The organism is Paenibacillus sp. FSL L8-0708 (assembly GCF_038009325.1).
Taxonomy (GTDB): domain Bacteria; phylum Bacillota; class Bacilli; order Paenibacillales; family Paenibacillaceae; genus Paenibacillus_AQ; species Paenibacillus_AQ odorifer.
In genome coordinates, this window is record NZ_JBBPBC010000001.1 from 4,988,723 (window position 1) to 5,009,173 (window position 20,451).

The following is a 20,451-nucleotide window of genomic DNA, read 5'->3' on the forward strand; positions in this document are numbered from 1 at the left end:
TAACTGTGATATGGAGCGGAGTCAAACTAACTTCGCTCGGATCTCCACTTTTGATAATAGCAATGGAGATAGCTATAAGCAATATTTTCCGGAGAAGAAATAAGTACTACAGCCTAAAAACAATTTGATTTCCTGTCTCATTGTTCTTGAAGGGTTTACCATGTTCCCTGAACTCTAATATAACACCTGAAGGATCGTCAGAGAGCGGTGGAGAAATTACGTAATTATAAGAAGCTTTTCCGGTTGAACTTCCGCCATTCATCATTCGACTATCATATTCTTCGCCTATAAACAGCTCGAAAAAGCTATGGTTATGAGAATTTGTTGGAAGCTCAGTTGTCATGTCCCAATCTATATTAAGGGTGACCACACTAGCATTACTATATTGGCGTATAGAGGTCAGTGTATAAAAAAATCCATCTTTCTCAATTGATTTAAGAACTGCAATATGTTTTCTAAAATCAATTGGCTCAACCATCGGTTTAAAATGATCTTCACTTAGCAACGTCCCAAATACCGCTTTCAAAAAATCCTCATAGAGCTCATAATTTTCTGCCCATTTAGAGATAGATTCAAACGGTGGGAATCCTGGATTATTATTCGAGATTTCCTTTCGTTGCTTGATCAATGCACATATTTGCTCGTCAATATCCTTAATTTGCAGATCGTAATGTTCGGTTGGTCGTACAAACGGCATCCTTTTCATTTTGAACCTCCTTTTTGCACAAATGCAAAAGAAATCTCAGCTTCACATACAAGCTCACTATTTACTGTTGCGGTGCCTTTGCCTTTTACAATTTCACCTTTCATCCGATTGACTTCGAATTCGAGAAGAAGCTGATCCCCAGGCGTTACTTGGCGCTTAAAACGGGCATTATCTATGCCAACTAATAACCCTATCTTGCCCATCAGCTTCTCGTTTTTGCACATTGTGATTCCGCCTACCTGGGCTAATGCCTCCACAATTAAAACACCCGGCATAACAGGATGCTCAGGAAAATGGCCGCTAAAAAACGGTTCATTAATGGATACATTTTTAATACCTACTGCTCTTTTGTTCTCCTCCAACTCTATAATTCTGTCCACTAAAATAAACGGATACCGATGAGGAATAAGTTCTACAATCTGCTGTATATTTAGCATAATTCCCGTCTTAGCCTCCTAAAATACTTTTTGGGTAATTTTAACATTAAAAGTGATTTTGTACTACTCAAAAATACCCGGACAACTGGCCTATAACATCCCTTCTGGAGATCCTAAAAAACAACGGCAACCCTGGACTAGAAAATAAAGTCCACGACTGCCGCTTTTTATTGATATATTGTACCCTAGCTTAAGATTCAACTCGATTAACAAACACCTGTGTCTTTCTCCCTGCTTCAATTCGTTCAGTGAATTTTCCGCCAGTGTATTCCTCTATCACCTTTTTCCAAAAGCGTTGTGCGGGCTCGTTATTATCTATTTGGTAAACTTCCCATTGCCCCTTATGTATATTAAAAATATCTTTTGCAACTAGTCTACCTAATCCTACTCTCCGATACTTTTTTATAATAAAAAACTCTGCAATGGAAAAGTATAAATCATCATCTCTATTTTTTAATTTGACTAAAACGAATCCAGCATTTTTCCCATTCAGAGTTAAAAGATATGGGAAATTCGACTCTTCTGTCCAGTAATCGTTGAGGGGATAATCATTAAATTTTCCGTTTTCTTCAAGGTGCAAATCCATATACTCGGAGAAATCATACATATAAAATTGCATTAGGTTGTTGAGGATTTCTTTTTCTTCAAGGGTCGCCCTTTTAATTTGATAGTTCATCTAAAAACCATCCCATATCTATATTTTATCTAATTAGTAACGGACTCTTCTATTTTCTCGGATAAGTTTCTTCGCATCCTTTTGAAATAAAATGATTGTTGTTGTACGCTTCAATGGATTGATTCCCAATTACTTTTCAGTAATATGTTACCACTCAAGAATGCTCTCTTTCAACTTTACAAATTTTCACTTTGTAATTTTGGTACCATTCTTTCTTACCTTTCTCCTGAGCAACTTTGTGAGATTGATGTTGTTTCCAGTTACTAATCGCCTCCAAGCTCTCCCAATAAGAAATCGTAATACCCGCTCCTGAAGAATCCCTGACACTCTCCACTCCTAAAAACCCAGGTTGCCCGGACGCAAGCTGCTCCATTTTTTCAGCCATAAGGTTATACCCGTTATCCCCCTCCGTACGTTGACTTGAAAATATGACTGCATAATAAGATCCGTTTGATTCATGAACCATTCCGCTCAAACTCCCCTTTAATCGTAGATGTTTTTATATAAAACAGATTATACTATTATAATTAAGATAAAAATAATGAATATTAATTGTTAGTTTAATGAATTTTTTTCATACATTATTGAGGAGAGAAATCATTATGAATCTTTTAAAATATCAAATTTTCAGTAAGGTAGTTGAGATCGGCAGCATTACCAAAACAGGAGAGATATTAAATTTAACACAATCAGCCATCAGTCATGCGCTTTCTAGCTTAGAAGCTGAATTCGGACTGTGTCTTCTCATAAGAAACAGATCGGGTATCCGGTTAACCAACGATGGCGAACGTTTAATCCCACATATCAGAGAAATCCTCCAACTTAATGAAAAACTCAATCAAGAAGTAGCTGCATTAAAGGGTGTCGAAATCGGCACTGTGAAAATAGGTACTTTCTCTAGTGTATCGATCCAATGGATGCCCCAAATCATTAAACAATTTCAAAATCAGTTTCCACATATTGAAATAAAACTACTTGATGGTAACTACTCTGAAATAGAAGAATGGATTGCCGATGGAACCGCTGACTTGGGATTTGTTAATCTGCCTACTCGAGATGCTTTTCATGTGGTCCCTCTTCAAAAAGATAGGATGGTCTGCATTATGTGTCAGATTCATCCTCTCGAGCGCCAATCAACCATCCGCCTTGAGCAATTGATTGATGAACCTTTTATCATGCCCATTGCGGGTTGTGACACCGATGTAAAGCGAATTTTCTCGCAAAATAAACTCACACCCACGATCAAATATGAATTAGAAGATGATCATGCCATAATAGCCATGGTACAAAATGGTTTAGGGTTAAGTATTGTCCCAGAAATGATTTTGTCACATCTCCCCGACATTGTATGTTATCGCCCATTGGAAGGCGAGTATTATCGTTCTATTGGTATTGCAGCCGCCTCCATTAAAAATGCCTCTCCAGCGGCAAAAAAACTAATTGAATTCATAACACAATGGATCACCAACGTGCCCATCCCTCCGCATTACCGTGATTTATGAGATGGCTCAACGCGCTGTCTGTAACGGCAAGCTTTAAGGCTATCCTTCGCAGAGTAGTCCCTTTTTTGATCCAGCATTAACGTTAGCGTCAGGGGAAACGATTCTTCACTATGTATCTTTTGAGAAATTCACAACTCCCGGGACACGATAATTTGCACAACATAGAGAACAGCCTGCTGGCTGTTCTCTATCGCTGTCTGCCTTAGAAGCACGTGAACGAGCTAATCCGATTCAAATCAATGCCGAAGTACGACCAGAAAAAACCATTCCATCTGAACCCTGCAATAGAATTACGTCCGACGAATACCGGAAAGAACCAGAATTGCTCGCCGTTGTTCAGCCAAATGTATGTGTTGCGGAACAGGCAGCGTCTGATCCCGCCGGGATCAATGGCAAATGTGGTAGACGACATTTGCGGCACGAATTGCGGTGGAGGAGCCGTCGGCGCTTGAACGCCTCCCGGTGCACCCCCCGGAAATTGTCCGGGGGTTCCACCCGGAAACCCTGGTCCCCCTGGTCCTCCAGGTCCTCCTGGCACGCCAGGTCCGCCTGGTCCGCCTGGGAATCCTGGAAATCCTCCGCCGGCACCCGGTGTTGGAAAAAATCCCATATGTGATCGCTCCTTTCAATGAGTAGGCATAATCATCATATGCATTCGCGGAGAGAGCGTTTGGGCGCAATAGACGTTTTTTCAAAAAATGAAAATCAACAATAAGATCTAACATAGGCACTATCGGAAACCTAACTTGCCTCTACTTATGGTACGTTCAGCGCATCATAGATAAACTGACCAATTACACTCAGCTTTACCTGCTGAATTTATTCCGTCCACATCACCTTACTAAGTTTTCAACTTTAATATTGAATCTTCACTGATGTGATGTAGATGCCTGGTCAGCCTTCACACAATCAATAGCGACAACGAATGCAATCATGAGCGTCTCCATCTCATCCTTCAATATTTGAACCTTATAGCTATCCCCCCAAGTGAACCATTCCTTGTTCACTTTACCGATGACTACACCATGCTGTAAAACCTGAAAATCCATGTCCCACCAGTTACCATGTACCTCAATGTCAGCCGCATCAATCGTATAACGTGCTTTAAAGAAAGAAAACTCCTTCTTAATCGTCAATACCTCTCGACCATCTACTTCTACAAAAAACTTTGGTAAAAAACTGAACACTTTTTTCGTAATAAGTGCGACTTCATCTCTTGTTGTATTCATGATGGAGAATGTCTTGGGAATTTGCATAAAACTGCCCTCTACGTAATAGACATCTTGCTCCTGCTGATTCTTTACCGTGAATTTACCACTTAGACTGAATACCTTTTGTTTTATATAAAGTTGCTTCATTCTAAGCCTCCTATCGTTCCTCTCAGTTAACATCATTTTAGACAAATGTTATAGTTGTTTTGTCATAATAAAATCTATTTGTTCTTCTTCACCCATATAAAAAGAATGAGTTCCTGTATGAACAAACTTCATTTTTTCATAAAAGCTAATAGCGTTTTTATTTTTTTCCCAAACCCCTAACCAAATCTTCTCTTTATTACATTGTACCGCTATTTCTATAGCTTTATTTATTAGATATTTCCCAAGCCCCTGTTTATGAAATTTTTTTCTAATATAGATCCTCTCGACTTCAAGTGAATCATTACCCATTACTTCAGATTGAGCATCCTCGGTGTTTACCTTTAAATACCCAGCGATTTCTTCATTAAAATAAATAAAATAGAATTCTGATGAGCTATCCGACAATTCTTTTTCTAATTGTTTTAAGTTAAATGCACTATCCAGGTAGGCCTTCATATTTTCAGATGAATTTTGATTACTAAATGTCTCATTAAATGTTTCAACACTAATTCCTTGAAGTGAACCTAGATCTTCGAATGTGCACTTTTTTATATTGATAGCCATATCGTTTTCTCCTTTTAAAATATCAATTTACAAATAAACTCTTATTTCGAGCTCTAATTATATGGTGTTATGCAGATGTGACAGGAAAATAGTATAACATAATTGTTGTATTTGCAACAAAAAAAACTAAGGATTTATCATTCATTCTACCTATTAGCGTATTGGCGTAATCAGTCTCTATACGGCAGTCAGAACTCCAAAAGTAGAAGCGAACGAGGTTTTGGGGATTCGATGATGGATGGCGGTTACTTTCGGACCCAGATGACGTTATTTGCGAAGATTTCGGCTTTGGAGCAAGGTTTCGGACCCCAGTGCAGTTATTCCCCCGAAAAGGCTGCTTTCGGGGTGTTTTTCAGGCTAATAACGGCTATGCGGTCCGTTAGGATTCCAAAAGTGAGATATGACGCGTCTAAGGGTCATCTGAGTCCGTTAGATGCTTCCGGGCGCGCAAACGTGATCGAAGAAAGTGTGGCTTAAAGGTGATGATAGCGGAAGTGAGCCAACTTTGAGAAATCGGTGAGGGAGAATAGATCAGCGAGGTTGGGGGTCTACGATGGAGAATGTCAGCGGGATTTGGAAAATCAGTGATAGCAGTAGCAAACGAAGTATGAGGATTCGTGGATAGAGGAAGCGAACGAGGTTTGGGAATTCGATGATGGAAGATGGTTACTTTCGGACCCAGATGACGTTATTTGCGAATATTTCGGCTTTGGAGCAAGGTTTCGGACTCCAGTGAAGTTATTCCCCTGAAAAGGCTGCTTTCGGGGTGTTTTTCAGGCCAATAGCGACTATGCGGTCCGTTAGAATTCCAAAAGTGGGATATGACGCGTCTAAGGGTCATCTGAGTCCGATAGATGCTTACGGGTGTGCAAATGTGATCGAAGAAAGTGTAGTTTTTTTTGGGGGATAGCGGAGGTGACAAAAGTAGAGGGTTCTTGATGATGGAGGAAGCAAACGAAGTTTCAGGATTCGCGGATGGAGAAAACGAGCGACGTTTGGGGGACGATGATGGAGCAAAAAAAATGAGGTGCCCCAGCAGCCATTTTCGGCTTTTAGGACACCCATCCTTTCCGCTGTGCGCATAAAGCGCGGTATGGTGGACTGGTAAGAGCCCGGTTAAAGCCATCTCATAAATCTTTTTTTAGATAGTTTAATCTGATTACTTTCGGCCCATGCGGTTAGTTCTTTCATTCCCTTGTATTCTTCGTCAAGAAAACTAAAACATAATTTATAGGGAGGAAATTTGTGATCTACAGGTTTAATGCCTATTACGGGTATGAAATAGCCCTTTACATAAATATTATCAATTTGATTCGCTTGAATTTCTTTGTTTTCTACTATTATAGCGTCCGGATGAATTCGAACCTCAATGAACTTTCTAATCGTAATGATCCTATAGAGCAATATGATTACAACAATCAGACAGAAAGCCGACCATATATAACCAAAATAAAGTAATACATTATACTCCATATTATTTCTGGTATTTAACAATAGTATGCCACTTGAAAAAATCATAGAAAACAGAAGCGACATTAACGACGGACGACTCACCTTATAAGCACCTATATTTTCCATAACCCCCTCACTTTCTCAGACTATTATAGCTTACTATATTTCATAAATTATGGATATGGCACTTCTTTTTAATCCACAGGAATCTCAATGACCTTGTTATATTCCTTCATATAATGTATTCCTTCTATCAGAATACTTTCAGGTTTCGTTTGTGTATCAAATAATAAGGTGCGTTCCTTCATGAGTTTACCGTTCGTTTGTTCTGACTCTTTTTGATTAATTGTTGTTTTTAAAGCCGTGTTTTCGTCAGCATTTTCTATAGACACACCATCCAGCATTACATCCTCATCTGTAGCAATAGTTACTTCAATCCCTTGAGCGGTCTTGGTCACATCTTTAATCCATAATTCTTTATCCCCTAGTAGAATCGGCTCATTACTATCAGCATTTAGAGGATACTTCTCTTCCAGCTTCTGATATCCAACAAACTCTTTAACAACCAGCTGCAATGAATGTAATTCTTTTGGCAAGGTGTCATAACGAATATCAAATGATCTCCCACCCAGCGAGGTTTTATTGCTACTACCTAATATTTCTACAGGCTTTCCATTGGCAATTAATTGAATGCCTTCTAACCCTAATCTTATTCGATCGAAATTCTCGACATTCATACTCCCTTTAATCACAGTCATGGTGGGTGTGGCCGTGATCGACTTGAAGGTAATTGATCCTTTGTCGGCTTTGACCTTTTTATTAATCGACTGTTTGATCTGAGTCACCATCGCTTGATTTGGATTATAAGAAAACGTTATGCTCCCTTCACTCATCTGCCCTTTCTGTGGAGGTCCCCAGTAATGAAGTGTTAGTTTTTTCGAGAATGGGCTTACGCTATCAAATGTCATCGTGCCTTTTATTTCTGTATGTTCGTCGTTGATTAAAGATACGCCGCTTCTTATGTTGGAATTCGTGAGAAACCCTTCTATTTTTGAAGGACTAAAATGATCTCCCGTCTCCTCTAGTCCCTTAGGATTGTTTAACGTGTAATACACAATAAATTGATTGGCATCTGCCATAATTCCGTTAATCGTAAGTTCTGTTCCATCTGCTAACGTCGTCTTTTTGTCTATGCTTTGTCCCATTCCTTGTTCATTGAGTTGTTGTAAAGTTCCCTCTAACACCTCATCAAAACCAAATAACTTTTTTCCATAATAAGCGAAGGCATTATAGCTGTTTCCAGAAACTATTATCACTAATATAATGACGGCTGCAGTCTTCCAGAGGGGCGAGCTTTTTCTTTTTATTCTTTTTGGAGGTGCCGAGTCTAAAGCATTTCTTAATCTCATTTCTAAACCCTCAGGTGCAGTTATGGACTCTAAATTCCTCTTCTCATCCACTAATCGTTGTTCGACGTTATTGTTCATCAACATCACCTCTGTAATGATTTTTCAGCGTTTGTAATCCATTGTAGATCCTTGATTTAACAGTTCCGATCGAGACCTGTGTGATCTCAGCTATCGTTTGATAATCGAGATCATGAAAATATTTCAATTGAATTGCTTCTCTTTGCTGCTCGTTCACATGTAACAATAACGCCTGCATATCCATTTGCTGTTCACTTTTATGATAAGGATCGCCTGATGTAACATCGGCTTTTTCCTTCTCGTCAGTGATGCTCCAGTCCTCTAATAACACCAGCTTGCTTCGCTTATGAAGTTGCCTTTTACAGCCGTTTACCAAAATCGTCTTACTCCAGCTGTAAAAAGACTCCTCTTTCTTAAGTTGGTCAATCTTCTCGTATAACGTAACTATCATTTCCTCCATGGCATCCATAGCATCATGCGCATTTCCCATATAGCTGTACGCAAGCCTATAAAAAACATCCTTTTCATACATGATTAATTGCAGCAAAACTTCTTTATTTCCCTTTTTAGCTTTTTTCACCAATCGAACAACATCCATGCCTTCACCTCTCTCCCCTATATGAGTCAGGAGCACTGTAAAAAGTTCATCTTCATAAATTTTTTTTATATATCGTGAACTATTCAATCCACCTAAACTGTAATATTCAGGAAATTTTCACTCAGACATACCCAAATCTAGTTGATTTTAAACGCTTCAATGTAATAGAATGAACTAATCTAAAAAGAAAAGGATGGGCATAAGCAATGCCGTTTAAAGAACCTCGTACACTTAGTAAAAGATCCCTGCTATTCTTCTCTCTCATTATGCTTGTAAAAAGCTATTTTGCCTGGTATTTTCTATTTGAAGATGGCCCTACTTGGACCACTTGGCTTAAAGAAATCCCTTTTGTACTTCTAGTCTTTTGCTTGATTGAATGGTTCGCTACGAAACGAAAAATTGCAATTTACATGCTTGTCAATGTATTGATTACTACTCTATTTTTCTCATTAATTGTATATCATAATCATTTTGGCATCATTGCTACTTCGCAAGTATTAGATCAGGTCAAACAAGTGGGAGCCGTAAAGAAAAGTATATTTTCGGTCCTTCGTCCTCAATATATGCTTATCTTTGTGGATATCATTGTCATCAGCTTGGTGATGTTTAGAAAACAGAAAGCGCTGGATTGGAAAAAAGCCATGTCGCGCAAAAGTAACCGTAAAGCGGTGGCAGTCCTGTTCTGTATTTCCATCATCATTTGTGCAATGAATATTTTTCCAAACCGTGCCAGTATGAACGAAACGATTAAAGCGGAACAAATGGGCATTCTTAATTATGAAGCCTACTCTCTGCTAGCTGATCAAGAGGAAGAACAAATTGACGTTTCTGAGATTACGCAATCCACTATTGATAAAACTAAAGGAATTCAAGCTAGCTCTAATCCGGTTTTATTTGGAGCCGCCAAAGGAAAAAATCTAATCATTCTGCAAATGGAGTCTTTCCAGAACTTCTTAATCAATCTAAAGATTGATGGACAAGAAATCACACCAAATATGAACAAGCTTGCCGCCAGCAGCTTCTACTTCCCGCGTTTCTACCAGCAGGTTGGACAAGGCAACACTTCAGATGCAGAGTTTATTGTGAACACTTCTTTTTATGTACCCCCTGATGGTCCAGCTACCCAAATGTACGCTCCTAAAGAGCTTCCAAGCTTACCCAAGCTGCTGCAAGCACAAGGTTACGATACGGCAACATTCCATACGAACGAAGTCGACTTTTGGAACCGTGGTGAGCTTTATAGTGCTTTGGGATTCAATCGTTATTATGATAAAACTTACTTCGGGGAAGAAGACACTGTATTCTATGGCGCTTCTGATGAAGTTTTGTATGAAAAAACAGCTGCAGAGCTGGCAAGAATGGATCAGAATGAGCAACCTTTCTACTCCCATGTAATTTCGATGTCATCTCATAATCCGTTCTCCATCCCAGAGGATAAATACAAAATGACACTTCCAGAGCGATTCGAAGGAACGCTTGTTGGCGATTATATTCGGGCTCAGAATTATGCTGATTATGCGCTGGGACTTTTTATCGATGAGCTCAAACAAAACGGTGTGTGGGATAACAGCTTGATCGTATTGTACGGGGATCATCGTGGACTGCCTATCTTCTCTCTAAAAGAGGATGATCATCTCCTACTGGAAGAGATTCTCGGCCATGAATATTCGGAACGTGAATTGATTAATATTCCGTTGATCATGTCAGCGACAGGGATTACAACTCCTAGTGTAAAAGAACAGCTAGGCGGGCAAGTGGATATTTTACCTACCGTATCTAATTTATTGGGTGTCTCTCTTGCAGATCATATTCATTTCGGACAAGATCTCTTGAATCAATCAACTTATAACTTACTACCACAACGGTATTACTTGCCTACAGGATCTTTCGTAAATAACGAAGAGCTCTTCTTATCCGGCAGTGGCTTCGAGGATGGCCAGCATTATACTTTATCTGGTAACGGCAACCAACCTCTGCAATCCACAGAAGACGAATTCGAGCGTGCCTTACAGCTGCTCCATTTGTCAGACAGCTATGTTACACAGCTACCGGATAGAGTTATTGAAGAATAAGCTGCAATGTATAGCAAAAAAGACTGTGCTCACCAAATCGGTGAGCGCAGTCTTTTTCTATAATGATTATTATTTTGACTCTTTAACAACTAGTTTAAGCGGTGCCGCAATCAGCTTCTCTACGGTTTTGCCTTCTAATACATCCTTAGCGGCTTGAATGGCTAGTTGGCCAATTAATTCAGGCTGCTGCGCAACGGTTCCTGTTAATTTACCAGCTTCGATGGATTTAAGTGCATCTTCATTTCCATCAAAACCAATCACAGGGATATTCTTGCCTGAACTTTGAATGGCTTCAATAGCACCTAGCGCCATTTCATCATTATGAGCGAAAACTGCTTGTACGCCAGGATTTCCTTGCAGAAGGTTCTCCATAACGGTCAGGCCTTTCGTGCGGTCGAAATCAGCTGTTTGCTTAGCAATGACCTCTAGCTGGCTGTCCGCAATCTCATGGAATCCCTTACCGCGTTCCCGAGTCGCTGACGCTCCTGGGGATCCTTCTAGCTCGATGACCTTTGCACCTTTCCCAAGCTGCTCTACAATATATTGTGCCGCCATAGAGCCACCCTTTACATTATCAGAGGCAACAAGAGCTTTGATATCCCCTTGATCTGCGGAACGGTCCAACGTAACGACGGGAATATTTAAACTGTTAGCTGTTTGCACTACCGTCGAGATCGCTGATGAATCCACTGGATTGATCAATAACGCATTCACACCTTTTTGCATCAAATCTTCGACGTCATTACTTTGTTTAGCAGAATCATTTTGGGCATCAATGACAAGGACTTCCAAGCCTTGCTTCTTAGCCTCGGCCAAAACACCATCTTTAACGGATACAAAGAAGGGGTTATTCAATGTAGATATGGATAATCCAATCTTCATGTTCTCCATGCTTCCACCACTGCTAGGCTTAGCCCACTCTGGAGGCTCCAAGGAACAACCTGTCATGAGAATTAATAGTAAGGAAGTAAGAATCAAAGTTAACTTTTTCATGTTGGAATCCCCCTTATACGGCTTTCTTACGGTCTATGAGTACGGCAATAGCAATAACGATCCCTTTGACCACCATTTGGTAAAAAGAGGATACGCCGAGCAAGTTCAATCCATTGTTCAAAATCCCGATAATCAATGCACCAATCAATGTGCCCACGATACGTCCACGACCACCAGTTAAGCTCGTACCGCCTAATACTACAGCTGCGATAGCATCCAACTCATAAGATGTGCCTGCTGTGGGTTGCGCTGAGTTCAATCTGGAAGTCAGGATCGCTCCTGCCAATGCGGACAACATACCGGTCAATGAATAGATCATTATTTTAATGCGGTCGACTTTAATCCCTGAAATAATAGATGCTTTTTCATTACCACCAATGGCATAGGTTTTACGACCAAATGGAGTTTTGTGCAATACAACCCATAAGACTGCGAAGACGATGATCATTGTTATAGCAGGTACAGGTATTCCCAGTAAATATCCACGGCCAAACAATTGGAAGGTCATGCTGTCTCCGAGACCTGTGATCGGATTACCGTCTGTGTATACAAGTGTTAATCCCCGGAAAATCGTCATGGTCGCCAACGTAGCGATAAATGGCGCCATTTTACCTTTTGTAATCATCAGTCCGTTAACCATCCCCATCACGCCACCCGCTAAACAACCTACAATAATGGCTAAGACAGGATCCCAACCAGACAACATCAGGTTAGCGGTGAAGGCACTGGATAGGGCTAGAATAGAACCCACCGATAAATCGATACCACCCGTTAGAATAACAAAGGTCATCCCAAAAGCGATAAGCGCATTTATGGCAACTTGTCTAAGCAAGTTCAGGATATTAAGGGGCTCCATAAAGCTTGGGTTCAACACCGTAACGATAACAATTAGAATAATCAGCCCTAGTAATGGACCTAGCTTCTGTGTAATTTGCCCGATTTGAAAACCTTTATTTTCTCTCTCACCTTTGATAGTTGTCATTACTATTGCCCCCCTGTAGCTAACGTCATGATTTTTTCTTGCGTAGCTTCTTGTTGTGATAGCTCTCCACTAATTTCCCCCTCATGAACCACTACGATCCGGTCGCTCATTCCTAAGACTTCAGGAAGCTCTGACGATACCATGATTATGGCGACTCCACGTTCCGTTAATTCGTTCATGAGCTGATAGATCTCCCGTTTAGCTCCTACGTCCACTCCACGGGTAGGTTCATCGAGGATAAGCACACTTAAGCCGATCCCAATCCATTTGGCGATGACCACCTTTTGTTGATTCCCCCCGGATAAATTCCGGACTAAAGTGGAGGAAGACTGTGTCTTGATGTGCAGCCGCTTGATAAGTATGTCTACAAATTCTTGTTCTTTTTTATCATTGATTACACCCTTAGGAGCGAAGCTATATAAATTTGTAAGCACCATATTGTCTCGAATAGAGAAATCAAGCACTAACCCTTCATCTTTACGGTCCTCCGTAACGAAACCTATCCCCGCCTTCATCGCATCATTGGGATTTCGAATCGTGACCTTTTCTCCTCGCACCATAATCTCACCACGGTCTAACGATTCCAATCCGAATAAGGTTCTCATCATTTCTGTTCGTCCAGATCCCATTAATCCTGAGAAACCTAAGATCTCACCCGAACGAACGGAGAAATTAACATCTTTAAATTGCCCTTTTTTCGTGGCATTTTTAACTTCAAGAACAACCTCTCCGGGTTTGGAGGTACGCTCAGGAAACCGGTCGGTTAATTCACGCCCTACCATCTTCCGAACTACATCATCGAAGTTAGTTTCTGGAATAGGCTTCGTGTCTACTGTTTTCCCATCTCGCATGACCGTTATTCGGTCACATATCGTAAAAATCTCTTCCATCCGGTGCGAAATATACACGATGGAGACGCCTTCCTTTTTAAGGGAAGTTATGACTTCGAACAATTTCTGGATTTCCCGTTCGGTTAATGCCGCTGTCGGTTCGTCCATGACGATAACTTTTGCATGAGTCATAAGCGCTTTTGCAATCTCAATCATCTGTTTCTCCCCTACCGAACATTCCCCCGCCTCTTGATTTAAGGGAATCGTTACGGAGAGCTTACGCAACTGTTCATTTGCTAACGCTTTCATTTCTTTCATATTTAAGATCCCTAGTTTGGAGGTTCGTTCCTTACCAATAAACAGATTATCTAGAACTGTCATATCCGGCCACACATTCAACTCCTGATGGATAAAAGCGATCCCATAACGTTCAGCCTCTTTAGGATTGTTAAAGTATGTTTCCTGACCATCTATACTAATGGTTCCTTGATCACGCTGATGCAGTCCAATCAAAATGTTCATCAGAGTAGACTTTCCTGCGCCATTCTCTCCCATTAGGGCATGAACTTCACCATCCTTCAGCTCAAAATCCACACCCGTCAACACACGGTTAGCCCCAAAAGATTTATAAATATCCTTCATCGTAATGTGCATATGCTTTGAACCCCCTTTTTATCAAAAATAGACCCCGGCTTGTAAAATACAGTTTGCATACGGCTTAGCTTCCCCCGTACGAATGATGACCTTCGCATGCCGGGTTAACAATTTAAATTGTTCATGTGAAATCGCCTCTATAGGTATTTCCTTAAATTTGTCATTCAAGTATTCAGAAGTGCCTTTATTTTTTGCTGCTAATTCCTCTGCCACGATAACTTTCTCTATGACCATATCCTCTGATATGATTTCGACAATCTCTTGAAAGCTGGGAACTCCCAATTTAAGCGCTAAATCAATCTTTGGAACACCAGATGGAACGGGTAATCCAATATCAGCAATGACAATCGTATCGGTGTGGCCTAAGTCAGTAAGCACTTTGGAAATATGACTGTTTAAGATTCCTTGTTTTTTCATAATTAAAGACTCACCTCCACCTCTACTCTTGTTGGCATGCCACCTTGGGCACCAAATTTTGTGACGGATAAAGAAGCGGCGCGATTGGCAAACTTTACACTAGTTCGAATAGACTTGCCTTCGGCTAGAGCAACAGCAAATGCCGCATTAAAAGTATCTCCTGCTCCAGTGGTATCTATAGCATTCACTTTATAGGTGGGAACTAAAACTTCCTGTTTACCATCGTAATAACGCACACCATTGCTGCCCTCGGTTATAAATAACTTATTGGGGTATTTGCGTAAAGCTTCAGCAGTACTCATCTCAGGAAATAATATTGCACATTCATGTTCATTGGGAGTTAAATAGGTGGCATTGTTTATAATCGTTTCACTGATAGGCCGAGCAGGTGCTGGGTTAAGCAACATAGGCACATTGAATTTATAGCAAATCTCACTTACATAAGACACCGTCTCTTCCGGAATTTCTTGTTGGATTAATACCATGTCAGAGCCTTTAATATTATCAAGTGCCCGTTCAACCAATGCAGGAGTAACTAAATCATTGGCTCCTTTTACAACGATAATGCTGTTATCGCCTTCCGCTAAAATGATGTGAGCTGTTCCACTTTCGACATGTGTAACCGGTTCCACATTGGCGGTAAAAACGCGATTCTTTTTCAGATTATCCATGATAGCGGTACCATAGAAATCATCACCTACACAACCAACCATCGTAACTTCTGCTCCTAGTCGGGCAGCAGCGACGGCTTGGTTCGCACCCTTACCGCCCGGAACGGTGGAGAATTGTTCTCCAAGCACAGTCTCACCCGCGTGAGGCCGCTTATTCGAAGTCACTACTAAATCCATTGAACAGCTGCCAATTACACATATCTTAGCCATATTCATCAACCTTTCTCATGTTGTCATCTATTCTTTACTTCTTGTAGTTTCCCGCTCCACAAAGCTAACGGGTAGTTGAATAATCTTCTCTTCCACCTTATCTTGCTCAATTAGCTTAATAAGTAAACCCGCTGCTTCTCTACCCATATCATGTGCCGGCTGGCGAATGGTGGATAAAGCAGGTGACAACAAGCTGCTGAGCGGGATATCATCAAATCCGATGATTTGCAGATCCTGCGGCACTCTTTTACCTAAACGATGTGCTTCATGAATGACTGCCGTCGCCACAATATCATTACTGGCAATTACGCCATCCGTATCTATATATTTATCAAATAACTCCACTGCCCATTGTTCTGCTACTGTATGGGAGAAGGATGAAGTTTCGATCACATTATAGCTGATTCCCATTTCATTAAGGACTTCAATCGCCCCAAGAAATCGATCTTGTGCTGGTTTGATATGCGCCGGTCCTTGTATCACTGTAATTTTTTTGCTTCCCCGTGCGATAATCTCCTGTGCTGCAAGACGTCCGCCCTTTTTGCCATCTGCGTATACGGAAGGGCTATCATTAGAAGTACGGTCCAGAAATACGACCGGAATCTTCAAGTTAGAATAAACGTCACTCTCAGGGAAATTGGTTGACGATATCATGCCAATGACATTGTTTTGGATAAAGGTTTGAATATAATCCATCTCTTTGTCCTCGTTCTCATCACTATTGCCAAAGATGATCCGATAACCTTGCTCCTGCATTCGATCCTCTATCCCCCGCGCTAACTGCGGGAAGAACGGGTTAGTAATATCAGGCAAGAGCAGCCCGATTAACTTAGATTTCCGCTTGTACAATGATCTTGCAACCTCATTAGGGGTATAATTCATTTCTTTGATCGCTGCCTCAACCTTTTTGCGAGTATCGATATTTACATATCCAGATTCATTTATAACCCGTGAGACTGTTGCTACCGAAACTCCAGCTATTTTTGCGACATCTTTGATCGTCATCATTCTTTCATTCATCCCCCAATGTGTAACCGGTTACATGTATTACATAAATTAGATTATCACATAACCTTTTCATTTACAAATCTTTTTTTCGATCATAAAGCTAACAAAAGATACCAACTATATATCGATATCTTTTATTATTTGAATTTATTTATCTGCAAAGCGATTTAATAATTTTATTGTATTGAAATGCATACCTTCATGGTAAAGTGTGAAATTTATGAATTCACCAATTGAATTTAAGGTTAATCCACTTCCTGTTGTAAGAGGGGTTACTTGCTCACTTAAGCGATTGTGAAAAGCTTCCTGGATCCGTTTGGGTTGCTCCGTAAGCATCTCAAGTAAAACTTCAAGCGTTGGCGGTTCCTCATTCCACTCGGCTGGTTTAGTCCCTTTCGCAAATAAGCGTTCAAAGCTTGCCGGCAATTGCATAAGCTCCCGAGCAGAATGAAAGGCAAACTTCTCTTGCACCAAATAAATATGTCCCAAATTCCATCGGATATTGTTATTAAACCCTTCTGGAATGCTATTCAAAGTTCCCTCAGATAGTCCCTCGACAGCACGCACAGTAACACTTCGCACAAACTTAATTTGTTTGAATACAATTTGATCCATTATGACCCCTCCTAATATTTTTATCCATAGTTTACCATGAGATTATCTTTAATTTCCTAAAATTATTTTATACTTAATTGTTTCATAACGAGCGTAATAAACGACTGCATATAACTTTCTTGAAGTTCCTTCTTTCTGTAGCCCATCCATATCGAATGCTTGGAGACTACATTTTCTACTGCTATTTTAGCTAATGTTCCCTGATCAAGATAAGGTTTCGCCAACAAAGCGGATACATAACTAATTCCATAACCGGCAATGACAGCTTGAATAACTTCATTCACTCCATTAAATTGAAGCCCAATCGTTGGCTGCTGTACACTTCTTTCTTCACACAACCGGACAAGCTGCTCTCTGGCTGCACTGCCCTCTTCCCTCATAATAAATGCTTCAGACATCACTTCTTCAAAACTAACCTGCTGATTGGCAATAGGGTGATGGGAAGAAACCACGAATACATACTCGTCCCTATATAACTCCCGATGTTCGAACACTCCTGTATTATGCGAAGGAAACTCCATATCACTGTAAATCGCCACGTCTGCTTCAAAATTATTTAATTTTTCCATGACACCATGAGAATTAGTAGTAGTGATCTGAATGTTAACTTCCGGAAAAGATTGTTTGAATAATGACGCCCACCGGGGAATGAGGATGCTTGTCGCCAAATAATTACCTGCAATCCGCAGATTCCCCTCAGGAAATTTGTGATAGTCTTCAATGATTTGCTGGACTTGATCACCCATGGCAAAAAACTTCTCAAGAGGTTCGATTAACCTTTTTCCTAAAGGGGTGAGCACCATCCTCTTTCCTTTAATTTCAAATAATAAAATATGATTCTCCCGTTCAAACTTACGGATTTGAGCTGATATAGCGGGTTGACTGATATGCAAACGTTCAGAGGCTTTGGTCACACTACCTGTGATCGCAACGTAATAAAACAATTTTAATACATGATAGTTCATCGTCAACTCTTCCTCACTTTATAAAATAATATCTGTATTCGCCGCTTATCCTCAGCTATTTTACTATAACTATACATTATGGATGTTAACTATTATATATTGTTTATTTATATTTATTTATCTTATACTTACAACTATTCATAAGGGAGGTCACGTTAATGACAAAGACAGTATTCTACTTAACCCGCCACGGGCAAACAGAATGGAATTTACAAAAACGAATGCAAGGGCATCAAAATTCTGCGCTTACAGCCTTGGGCGAACAGCAGGCGGAATGGTTAAGAGATCGTTTGGAAGTAGAAAACTTAGGCGCAATTTATTCTAGTACTAGTCCAAGAGCATTGCATACTGCGCAGATTTTACGGGGAAAGCGGAGTTTACCTATTCATCAGCAAGTTTCTTTAATGGAAATTAACATGGGGAGCTGGGAAGGAATGAATACGGATCAGATACAACTAGAATCTCCTTTACAATATTCCCATTTTTTCACCAGACCCGATCTATATATTCCTCTAACCTCAGGTGAAACTTACAAGCAGCTTGAACAAAGAGTAGTGCCGACAATAGAGCGCATCATAAACGATAACGCAGGGCTAGAAGTGCTCATCGTCACGCATCGGATGACTTTAAAAGTCATTATGGCTTATTTTCTCAATAAATCATTGCAGGAAATTGGGGAGTTACCGGATATTCTCTCTACAGCATTATGTAAAGTAACCCTAACTGATAACAATACAACCATTGATCTGTATGGAGATACTTCACATTATCAATGACTATGGGTCAAAAAATAAAAAGGTAACTCCGATTAACGGGGCTACCTTTATAGGGTTCAACATTAAATATCCACACTTTTGATTATAAAACTGCGGACCTTCATCCATTTGCCTGAAATGAATTCATCAATCGTTTTCGTCTTTGGTCTAACGCAAAAGCGGTGTTTTGCCCCTTTATCAAAGCCCACAGCTTCAAAAATTAAGCTATCCCCTATTTGCTCCTTGAAGAACACCTGCTTTAATCCCAACCTATTTAACATTTCAAGCTTTACGCTCTCAATATATGTGCGCGAATACTCCTTAGACATATGTGTTCCTCCTAGTAGTGGTAGTAATATTATAAGTCAATATGAAGAAAATCAACAATAGTTCATATATTCATCCACAAAAAACAACCAGGCAGCGATTCTCCGTTGGAGGTTCACTGCCTGGTGTTTTGGGTCTGCGGTGGTTTGCTTGAGTAGGTTACGAGCTAAGCTTAATCATTCGTAGCTTTCGGATACCCACTCCGTTGTAACGCACTATCTTGTTGAAATTTGTAAGATAACTGCATTTTATACACTTATTCCATATCCACAAGGGCTAATTCTAACTTTAAGTGTATTCTATACAATTAAAAACTTAAGAAATAGCCTGTAGAGTATTAAATCAAGAAAATAGATGTACTACATACAGCTATTTTCATTGGCCGAGCATTTTGAGCATTTTAGTTGTACAAAATACAGTTAAAACCATCTACTGTACACTTCAATACTCCATTACTTGTTACTTCACAGCTTCCGTCGGCTCTCATATGGTAATTAGATGGGGTGTAGTCCATTATGAGTTTGCCCATTCATACTGATTCCATTTTCCTGAACCTATCCGGAAAATTCTATCTATTTAGTCCTTCAACTTCTACATCTACCTAATCGAAATCATCACTAACTTATTTAACTTCAGTTGCCCCAGTTACTTTACCTTCAATCCCTGCAGTTGCTTTCACATCTTCGTTTGCGAAGTAAAGATTGCCATCAATAGTCGAGGTTTCATGCAGATTAAATCCGTTCGCTTCTACATAAACATCACCTTTAATGGTTCCGCCTTGAACCCGTAAATTTTCACTTTGTACAGTTAACTTAGGTACAGTGAGTGTGTAATTGGCAGTAACTTTGTGATCAGCATCTTGGGCATAAAGAGCAATCTTACGGTAGATATCGCCGTCTGCGGCCCCTTTATCATGGAATTCGCCTTCAACAACAACATCTTGGGCAATCGTCACATCATTTAGAATGGCAATAATCCAGTTTCCATCTTTACTTACAGCCTTGGTAAACGCATCTGCTTGATTTACGATTGAAGCTGTAGTAACTGCATCCGTTTGCTCTGTAGTTGGAGCCGTAGTAGCCGCCGAATTAGTCGCATTATTATTATTCGCACCACAACCAGACAAGACTGCAACCGAGACGCCTGCTACTAACATCATTTTAAATAACTTCATTTGAAATCCCCCTTGTTTTTGATTATAAATTAATTATATATTAAAATTTTTAATAAAC

At 40.1% G+C, this 20,451-nt stretch carries 24 protein-coding genes; 4 read left to right on the forward strand and 20 right to left on the reverse strand.

The genetic code is table 11. From position 1 onward, the window contains the following. Positions 1–106: 106 nt before the first annotated feature. The 4 genes from NYE58_RS23845 to NYE58_RS23860 all read right to left on the reverse strand — a co-directional run bounded on the left by NYE58_RS23845 (position 107) and on the right by NYE58_RS23860 (position 2,285). Complete coding sequence (locus NYE58_RS23845) at positions 107–706, reverse strand: chorismate mutase (protein WP_076127335.1); 600 nt, start codon at positions 704–706, stop codon at positions 107–109. Continuing rightward, positions 703–1,143 (reverse strand): 3-hydroxyacyl-ACP dehydratase FabZ, encoded by a 441-nt coding sequence (fabZ, locus tag NYE58_RS23850; protein ID WP_076127337.1) that lies wholly within the window; start codon positions 1,141–1,143, stop codon positions 703–705. Before fabZ ends, NYE58_RS23845 begins: the two co-directional genes overlap by 4 nt. A gap of 190 nt (positions 1,144–1,333) precedes the next feature. Beyond that, positions 1,334–1,819, reverse strand: a complete 486-nt coding sequence (locus NYE58_RS23855) for a GNAT family N-acetyltransferase (protein ID WP_341003161.1) — start codon at positions 1,817–1,819, stop codon at positions 1,334–1,336. 154 nt (positions 1,820–1,973) lie between these two features. Next, entirely contained in the window at positions 1,974–2,285 is a 312-nt protein-coding gene (locus NYE58_RS23860; RefSeq protein ID WP_341003162.1) for an antibiotic biosynthesis monooxygenase family protein, read from the reverse strand. A 136-nt stretch (positions 2,286–2,421) separates the two neighbouring features. Between NYE58_RS23860 and NYE58_RS23865 the strand changes: the two genes are divergently transcribed. Next, positions 2,422–3,321: a LysR family transcriptional regulator gene (locus NYE58_RS23865; protein ID WP_341003164.1), complete on the forward strand. Its 900-nt coding sequence runs from the start codon at positions 2,422–2,424 to the stop codon at positions 3,319–3,321. Between the two features lie 202 nt (positions 3,322–3,523). On the opposite strand, the gene NYE58_RS23870 is transcribed toward NYE58_RS23865, so the two are convergent. From NYE58_RS23870 to NYE58_RS23880, 3 genes are all read right to left on the reverse strand, one after another. Beyond that, positions 3,524–3,931 carry a transporter gene (locus tag NYE58_RS23870; protein ID WP_076201483.1) on the reverse strand — a complete coding sequence of 136 codons (408 nt, stop codon included), beginning with the start codon at positions 3,929–3,931 and terminating at the stop codon, positions 3,524–3,526. Positions 3,932–4,190: 259 nt separating this feature from the next. Then, positions 4,191–4,679: an LURP-one-related/scramblase family protein gene (locus tag NYE58_RS23875; protein ID WP_076183031.1), complete on the reverse strand. Its 489-nt coding sequence runs from the start codon at positions 4,677–4,679 to the stop codon at positions 4,191–4,193. 48 nt (positions 4,680–4,727) lie between these two features. Further along, on the reverse strand, positions 4,728–5,243 hold the full coding sequence (locus NYE58_RS23880; protein WP_341003165.1) for a GNAT family N-acetyltransferase: 516 nt from the start codon (positions 5,241–5,243) through the stop codon (positions 4,728–4,730). A gap of 111 nt (positions 5,244–5,354) precedes the next feature. Between NYE58_RS23880 and NYE58_RS23885 the strand changes: the two genes are divergently transcribed. Further along, positions 5,355–5,720 (forward strand): hypothetical protein, encoded by a 366-nt coding sequence (locus tag NYE58_RS23885; RefSeq protein WP_341003166.1) that lies wholly within the window; start codon positions 5,355–5,357, stop codon positions 5,718–5,720. A 639-nt stretch (positions 5,721–6,359) separates the two neighbouring features. Here NYE58_RS23885 and NYE58_RS23890 read toward each other — a convergent pair. The 3 genes from NYE58_RS23890 to NYE58_RS23900 form a co-directional block, all read right to left on the reverse strand. Beyond that, positions 6,360–6,821, reverse strand: coding sequence for a hypothetical protein (locus NYE58_RS23890; RefSeq protein WP_341003167.1), 462 nt, complete (start codon positions 6,819–6,821; stop codon positions 6,360–6,362). Between the two features lie 68 nt (positions 6,822–6,889). Beyond that, the gene (locus NYE58_RS23895) at positions 6,890–8,155 is read right to left on the reverse strand and encodes a DUF4179 domain-containing protein (protein WP_341003168.1); all 1,266 of its coding nucleotides are present in this window, start codon (positions 8,153–8,155) and stop codon (positions 6,890–6,892) included. Between the two features lie 16 nt (positions 8,156–8,171). Further along, complete coding sequence (locus NYE58_RS23900; RefSeq protein WP_076278725.1) at positions 8,172–8,720, reverse strand: RNA polymerase sigma factor; 549 nt, start codon at positions 8,718–8,720, stop codon at positions 8,172–8,174. A gap of 206 nt (positions 8,721–8,926) precedes the next feature. On the opposite strand from NYE58_RS23900, the gene NYE58_RS23905 reads away from it, so the two are divergent. Then, positions 8,927–10,792, forward strand: coding sequence for an LTA synthase family protein (locus NYE58_RS23905; protein WP_076218177.1), 1,866 nt, complete (start codon positions 8,927–8,929; stop codon positions 10,790–10,792). 69 nt (positions 10,793–10,861) lie between these two features. On the opposite strand, the gene rbsB is transcribed toward NYE58_RS23905, so the two are convergent. The 8 genes from rbsB to NYE58_RS23945 form a co-directional block, all read right to left on the reverse strand. Next, positions 10,862–11,785, reverse strand: a complete 924-nt coding sequence (gene rbsB, locus NYE58_RS23910) for a ribose ABC transporter substrate-binding protein RbsB (protein ID WP_076183044.1) — start codon at positions 11,783–11,785, stop codon at positions 10,862–10,864. Positions 11,786–11,798: 13 nt separating this feature from the next. After that, positions 11,799–12,767 (reverse strand): ABC transporter permease subunit, encoded by a 969-nt coding sequence (locus NYE58_RS23915; RefSeq protein ID WP_076127362.1) that lies wholly within the window; start codon positions 12,765–12,767, stop codon positions 11,799–11,801. Positions 12,768–12,769: 2 nt separating this feature from the next. Next, the gene (locus NYE58_RS23920; protein WP_341003170.1) at positions 12,770–14,251 is read right to left on the reverse strand and encodes a sugar ABC transporter ATP-binding protein; all 1,482 of its coding nucleotides are present in this window, start codon (positions 14,249–14,251) and stop codon (positions 12,770–12,772) included. Between the two features lie 21 nt (positions 14,252–14,272). Further along, a complete protein-coding gene (rbsD, locus tag NYE58_RS23925) occupies positions 14,273–14,668 on the reverse strand; it encodes a D-ribose pyranase (RefSeq protein ID WP_076183047.1) in 396 nt (131 codons plus the stop codon). A gap of 2 nt (positions 14,669–14,670) precedes the next feature. Beyond that, a complete protein-coding gene (gene rbsK / locus NYE58_RS23930) occupies positions 14,671–15,549 on the reverse strand; it encodes a ribokinase (protein ID WP_076127398.1) in 879 nt (292 codons plus the stop codon). A 27-nt stretch (positions 15,550–15,576) separates the two neighbouring features. Continuing rightward, positions 15,577–16,557: a LacI family DNA-binding transcriptional regulator gene (locus tag NYE58_RS23935; protein ID WP_076127368.1), complete on the reverse strand. Its 981-nt coding sequence runs from the start codon at positions 16,555–16,557 to the stop codon at positions 15,577–15,579. A 147-nt stretch (positions 16,558–16,704) separates the two neighbouring features. After that, positions 16,705–17,172: a DinB family protein gene (locus tag NYE58_RS23940; RefSeq protein ID WP_076127369.1), complete on the reverse strand. Its 468-nt coding sequence runs from the start codon at positions 17,170–17,172 to the stop codon at positions 16,705–16,707. Between the two features lie 62 nt (positions 17,173–17,234). Further along, positions 17,235–18,137, reverse strand: coding sequence for a LysR family transcriptional regulator (locus tag NYE58_RS23945; protein ID WP_076183050.1), 903 nt, complete (start codon positions 18,135–18,137; stop codon positions 17,235–17,237). A gap of 158 nt (positions 18,138–18,295) precedes the next feature. Between NYE58_RS23945 and NYE58_RS23950 the strand changes: the two genes are divergently transcribed. Then, positions 18,296–18,913 carry a histidine phosphatase family protein gene (locus tag NYE58_RS23950; protein ID WP_076276100.1) on the forward strand — a complete coding sequence of 206 codons (618 nt, stop codon included), beginning with the start codon at positions 18,296–18,298 and terminating at the stop codon, positions 18,911–18,913. 62 nt (positions 18,914–18,975) lie between these two features. Here the strand turns inward: NYE58_RS23950 and NYE58_RS23955 are convergent, their stop codons facing one another. Both NYE58_RS23955 and NYE58_RS23960 read right to left on the reverse strand, forming a co-directional pair. Continuing rightward, the gene (locus NYE58_RS23955; protein WP_036688955.1) at positions 18,976–19,221 is read right to left on the reverse strand and encodes a hypothetical protein; all 246 of its coding nucleotides are present in this window, start codon (positions 19,219–19,221) and stop codon (positions 18,976–18,978) included. 620 nt (positions 19,222–19,841) lie between these two features. Next, entirely contained in the window at positions 19,842–20,393 is a 552-nt protein-coding gene (locus NYE58_RS23960; protein ID WP_076183054.1) for a polymer-forming cytoskeletal protein, read from the reverse strand. Positions 20,394–20,451: the final 58 nt, after the last annotated feature.

What these genes read in the sequence shown, in the direction of transcription:
- NYE58_RS23845 (WP_076127335.1), bottom strand. Translation starts at nt 706, where the DNA reads ATGAAAAGGATGCCGTTTGTACGACCAACCGAACATTACGATCTGCAA.
- fabZ (WP_076127337.1), bottom strand. Translation starts at nt 1,143, where the DNA reads ATGCTAAATATACAGCAGATTGTAGAACTTATTCCTCATCGGTATCCG.
- NYE58_RS23855 (WP_341003161.1), bottom strand. Translation starts at nt 1,819, where the DNA reads ATGAACTATCAAATTAAAAGGGCGACCCTTGAAGAAAAAGAAATCCTC.
- NYE58_RS23860 (WP_341003162.1), bottom strand. Translation starts at nt 2,285, where the DNA reads ATGGTTCATGAATCAAACGGATCTTATTATGCAGTCATATTTTCAAGT.
- NYE58_RS23865 (WP_341003164.1), top strand. Translation starts at nt 2,422, where the DNA reads ATGAATCTTTTAAAATATCAAATTTTCAGTAAGGTAGTTGAGATCGGC.
- NYE58_RS23870 (WP_076201483.1), bottom strand. Translation starts at nt 3,931, where the DNA reads ATGGGATTTTTTCCAACACCGGGTGCCGGCGGAGGATTTCCAGGATTC.
- NYE58_RS23875 (WP_076183031.1), bottom strand. Translation starts at nt 4,679, where the DNA reads ATGAAGCAACTTTATATAAAACAAAAGGTATTCAGTCTAAGTGGTAAA.
- NYE58_RS23880 (WP_341003165.1), bottom strand. Translation starts at nt 5,243, where the DNA reads ATGGCTATCAATATAAAAAAGTGCACATTCGAAGATCTAGGTTCACTT.
- NYE58_RS23890 (WP_341003167.1), bottom strand. Translation starts at nt 6,821, where the DNA reads ATGGAAAATATAGGTGCTTATAAGGTGAGTCGTCCGTCGTTAATGTCG.
- NYE58_RS23900 (WP_076278725.1), bottom strand. Translation starts at nt 8,720, where the DNA reads ATGGATGTTGTTCGATTGGTGAAAAAAGCTAAAAAGGGAAATAAAGAA.
- NYE58_RS23905 (WP_076218177.1), top strand. Translation starts at nt 8,927, where the DNA reads ATGCCGTTTAAAGAACCTCGTACACTTAGTAAAAGATCCCTGCTATTC.
- rbsB (WP_076183044.1), bottom strand. Translation starts at nt 11,785, where the DNA reads ATGAAAAAGTTAACTTTGATTCTTACTTCCTTACTATTAATTCTCATG.
- NYE58_RS23915 (WP_076127362.1), bottom strand. Translation starts at nt 12,767, where the DNA reads ATGACAACTATCAAAGGTGAGAGAGAAAATAAAGGTTTTCAAATCGGG.
- NYE58_RS23920 (WP_341003170.1), bottom strand. Translation starts at nt 14,251, where the DNA reads ATGCACATTACGATGAAGGATATTTATAAATCTTTTGGGGCTAACCGT.
- rbsD (WP_076183047.1), bottom strand. Translation starts at nt 14,668, where the DNA reads ATGAAAAAACAAGGAATCTTAAACAGTCATATTTCCAAAGTGCTTACT.
- rbsK (WP_076127398.1), bottom strand. Translation starts at nt 15,549, where the DNA reads ATGGCTAAGATATGTGTAATTGGCAGCTGTTCAATGGATTTAGTAGTG.
- NYE58_RS23935 (WP_076127368.1), bottom strand. Translation starts at nt 16,557, where the DNA reads ATGATGACGATCAAAGATGTCGCAAAAATAGCTGGAGTTTCGGTAGCA.
- NYE58_RS23940 (WP_076127369.1), bottom strand. Translation starts at nt 17,172, where the DNA reads ATGGATCAAATTGTATTCAAACAAATTAAGTTTGTGCGAAGTGTTACT.
- NYE58_RS23945 (WP_076183050.1), bottom strand. Translation starts at nt 18,137, where the DNA reads ATGAACTATCATGTATTAAAATTGTTTTATTACGTTGCGATCACAGGT.
- NYE58_RS23950 (WP_076276100.1), top strand. Translation starts at nt 18,296, where the DNA reads ATGACAAAGACAGTATTCTACTTAACCCGCCACGGGCAAACAGAATGG.
- NYE58_RS23955 (WP_036688955.1), bottom strand. Translation starts at nt 19,221, where the DNA reads ATGTCTAAGGAGTATTCGCGCACATATATTGAGAGCGTAAAGCTTGAA.
- NYE58_RS23960 (WP_076183054.1), bottom strand. Translation starts at nt 20,393, where the DNA reads ATGAAGTTATTTAAAATGATGTTAGTAGCAGGCGTCTCGGTTGCAGTC.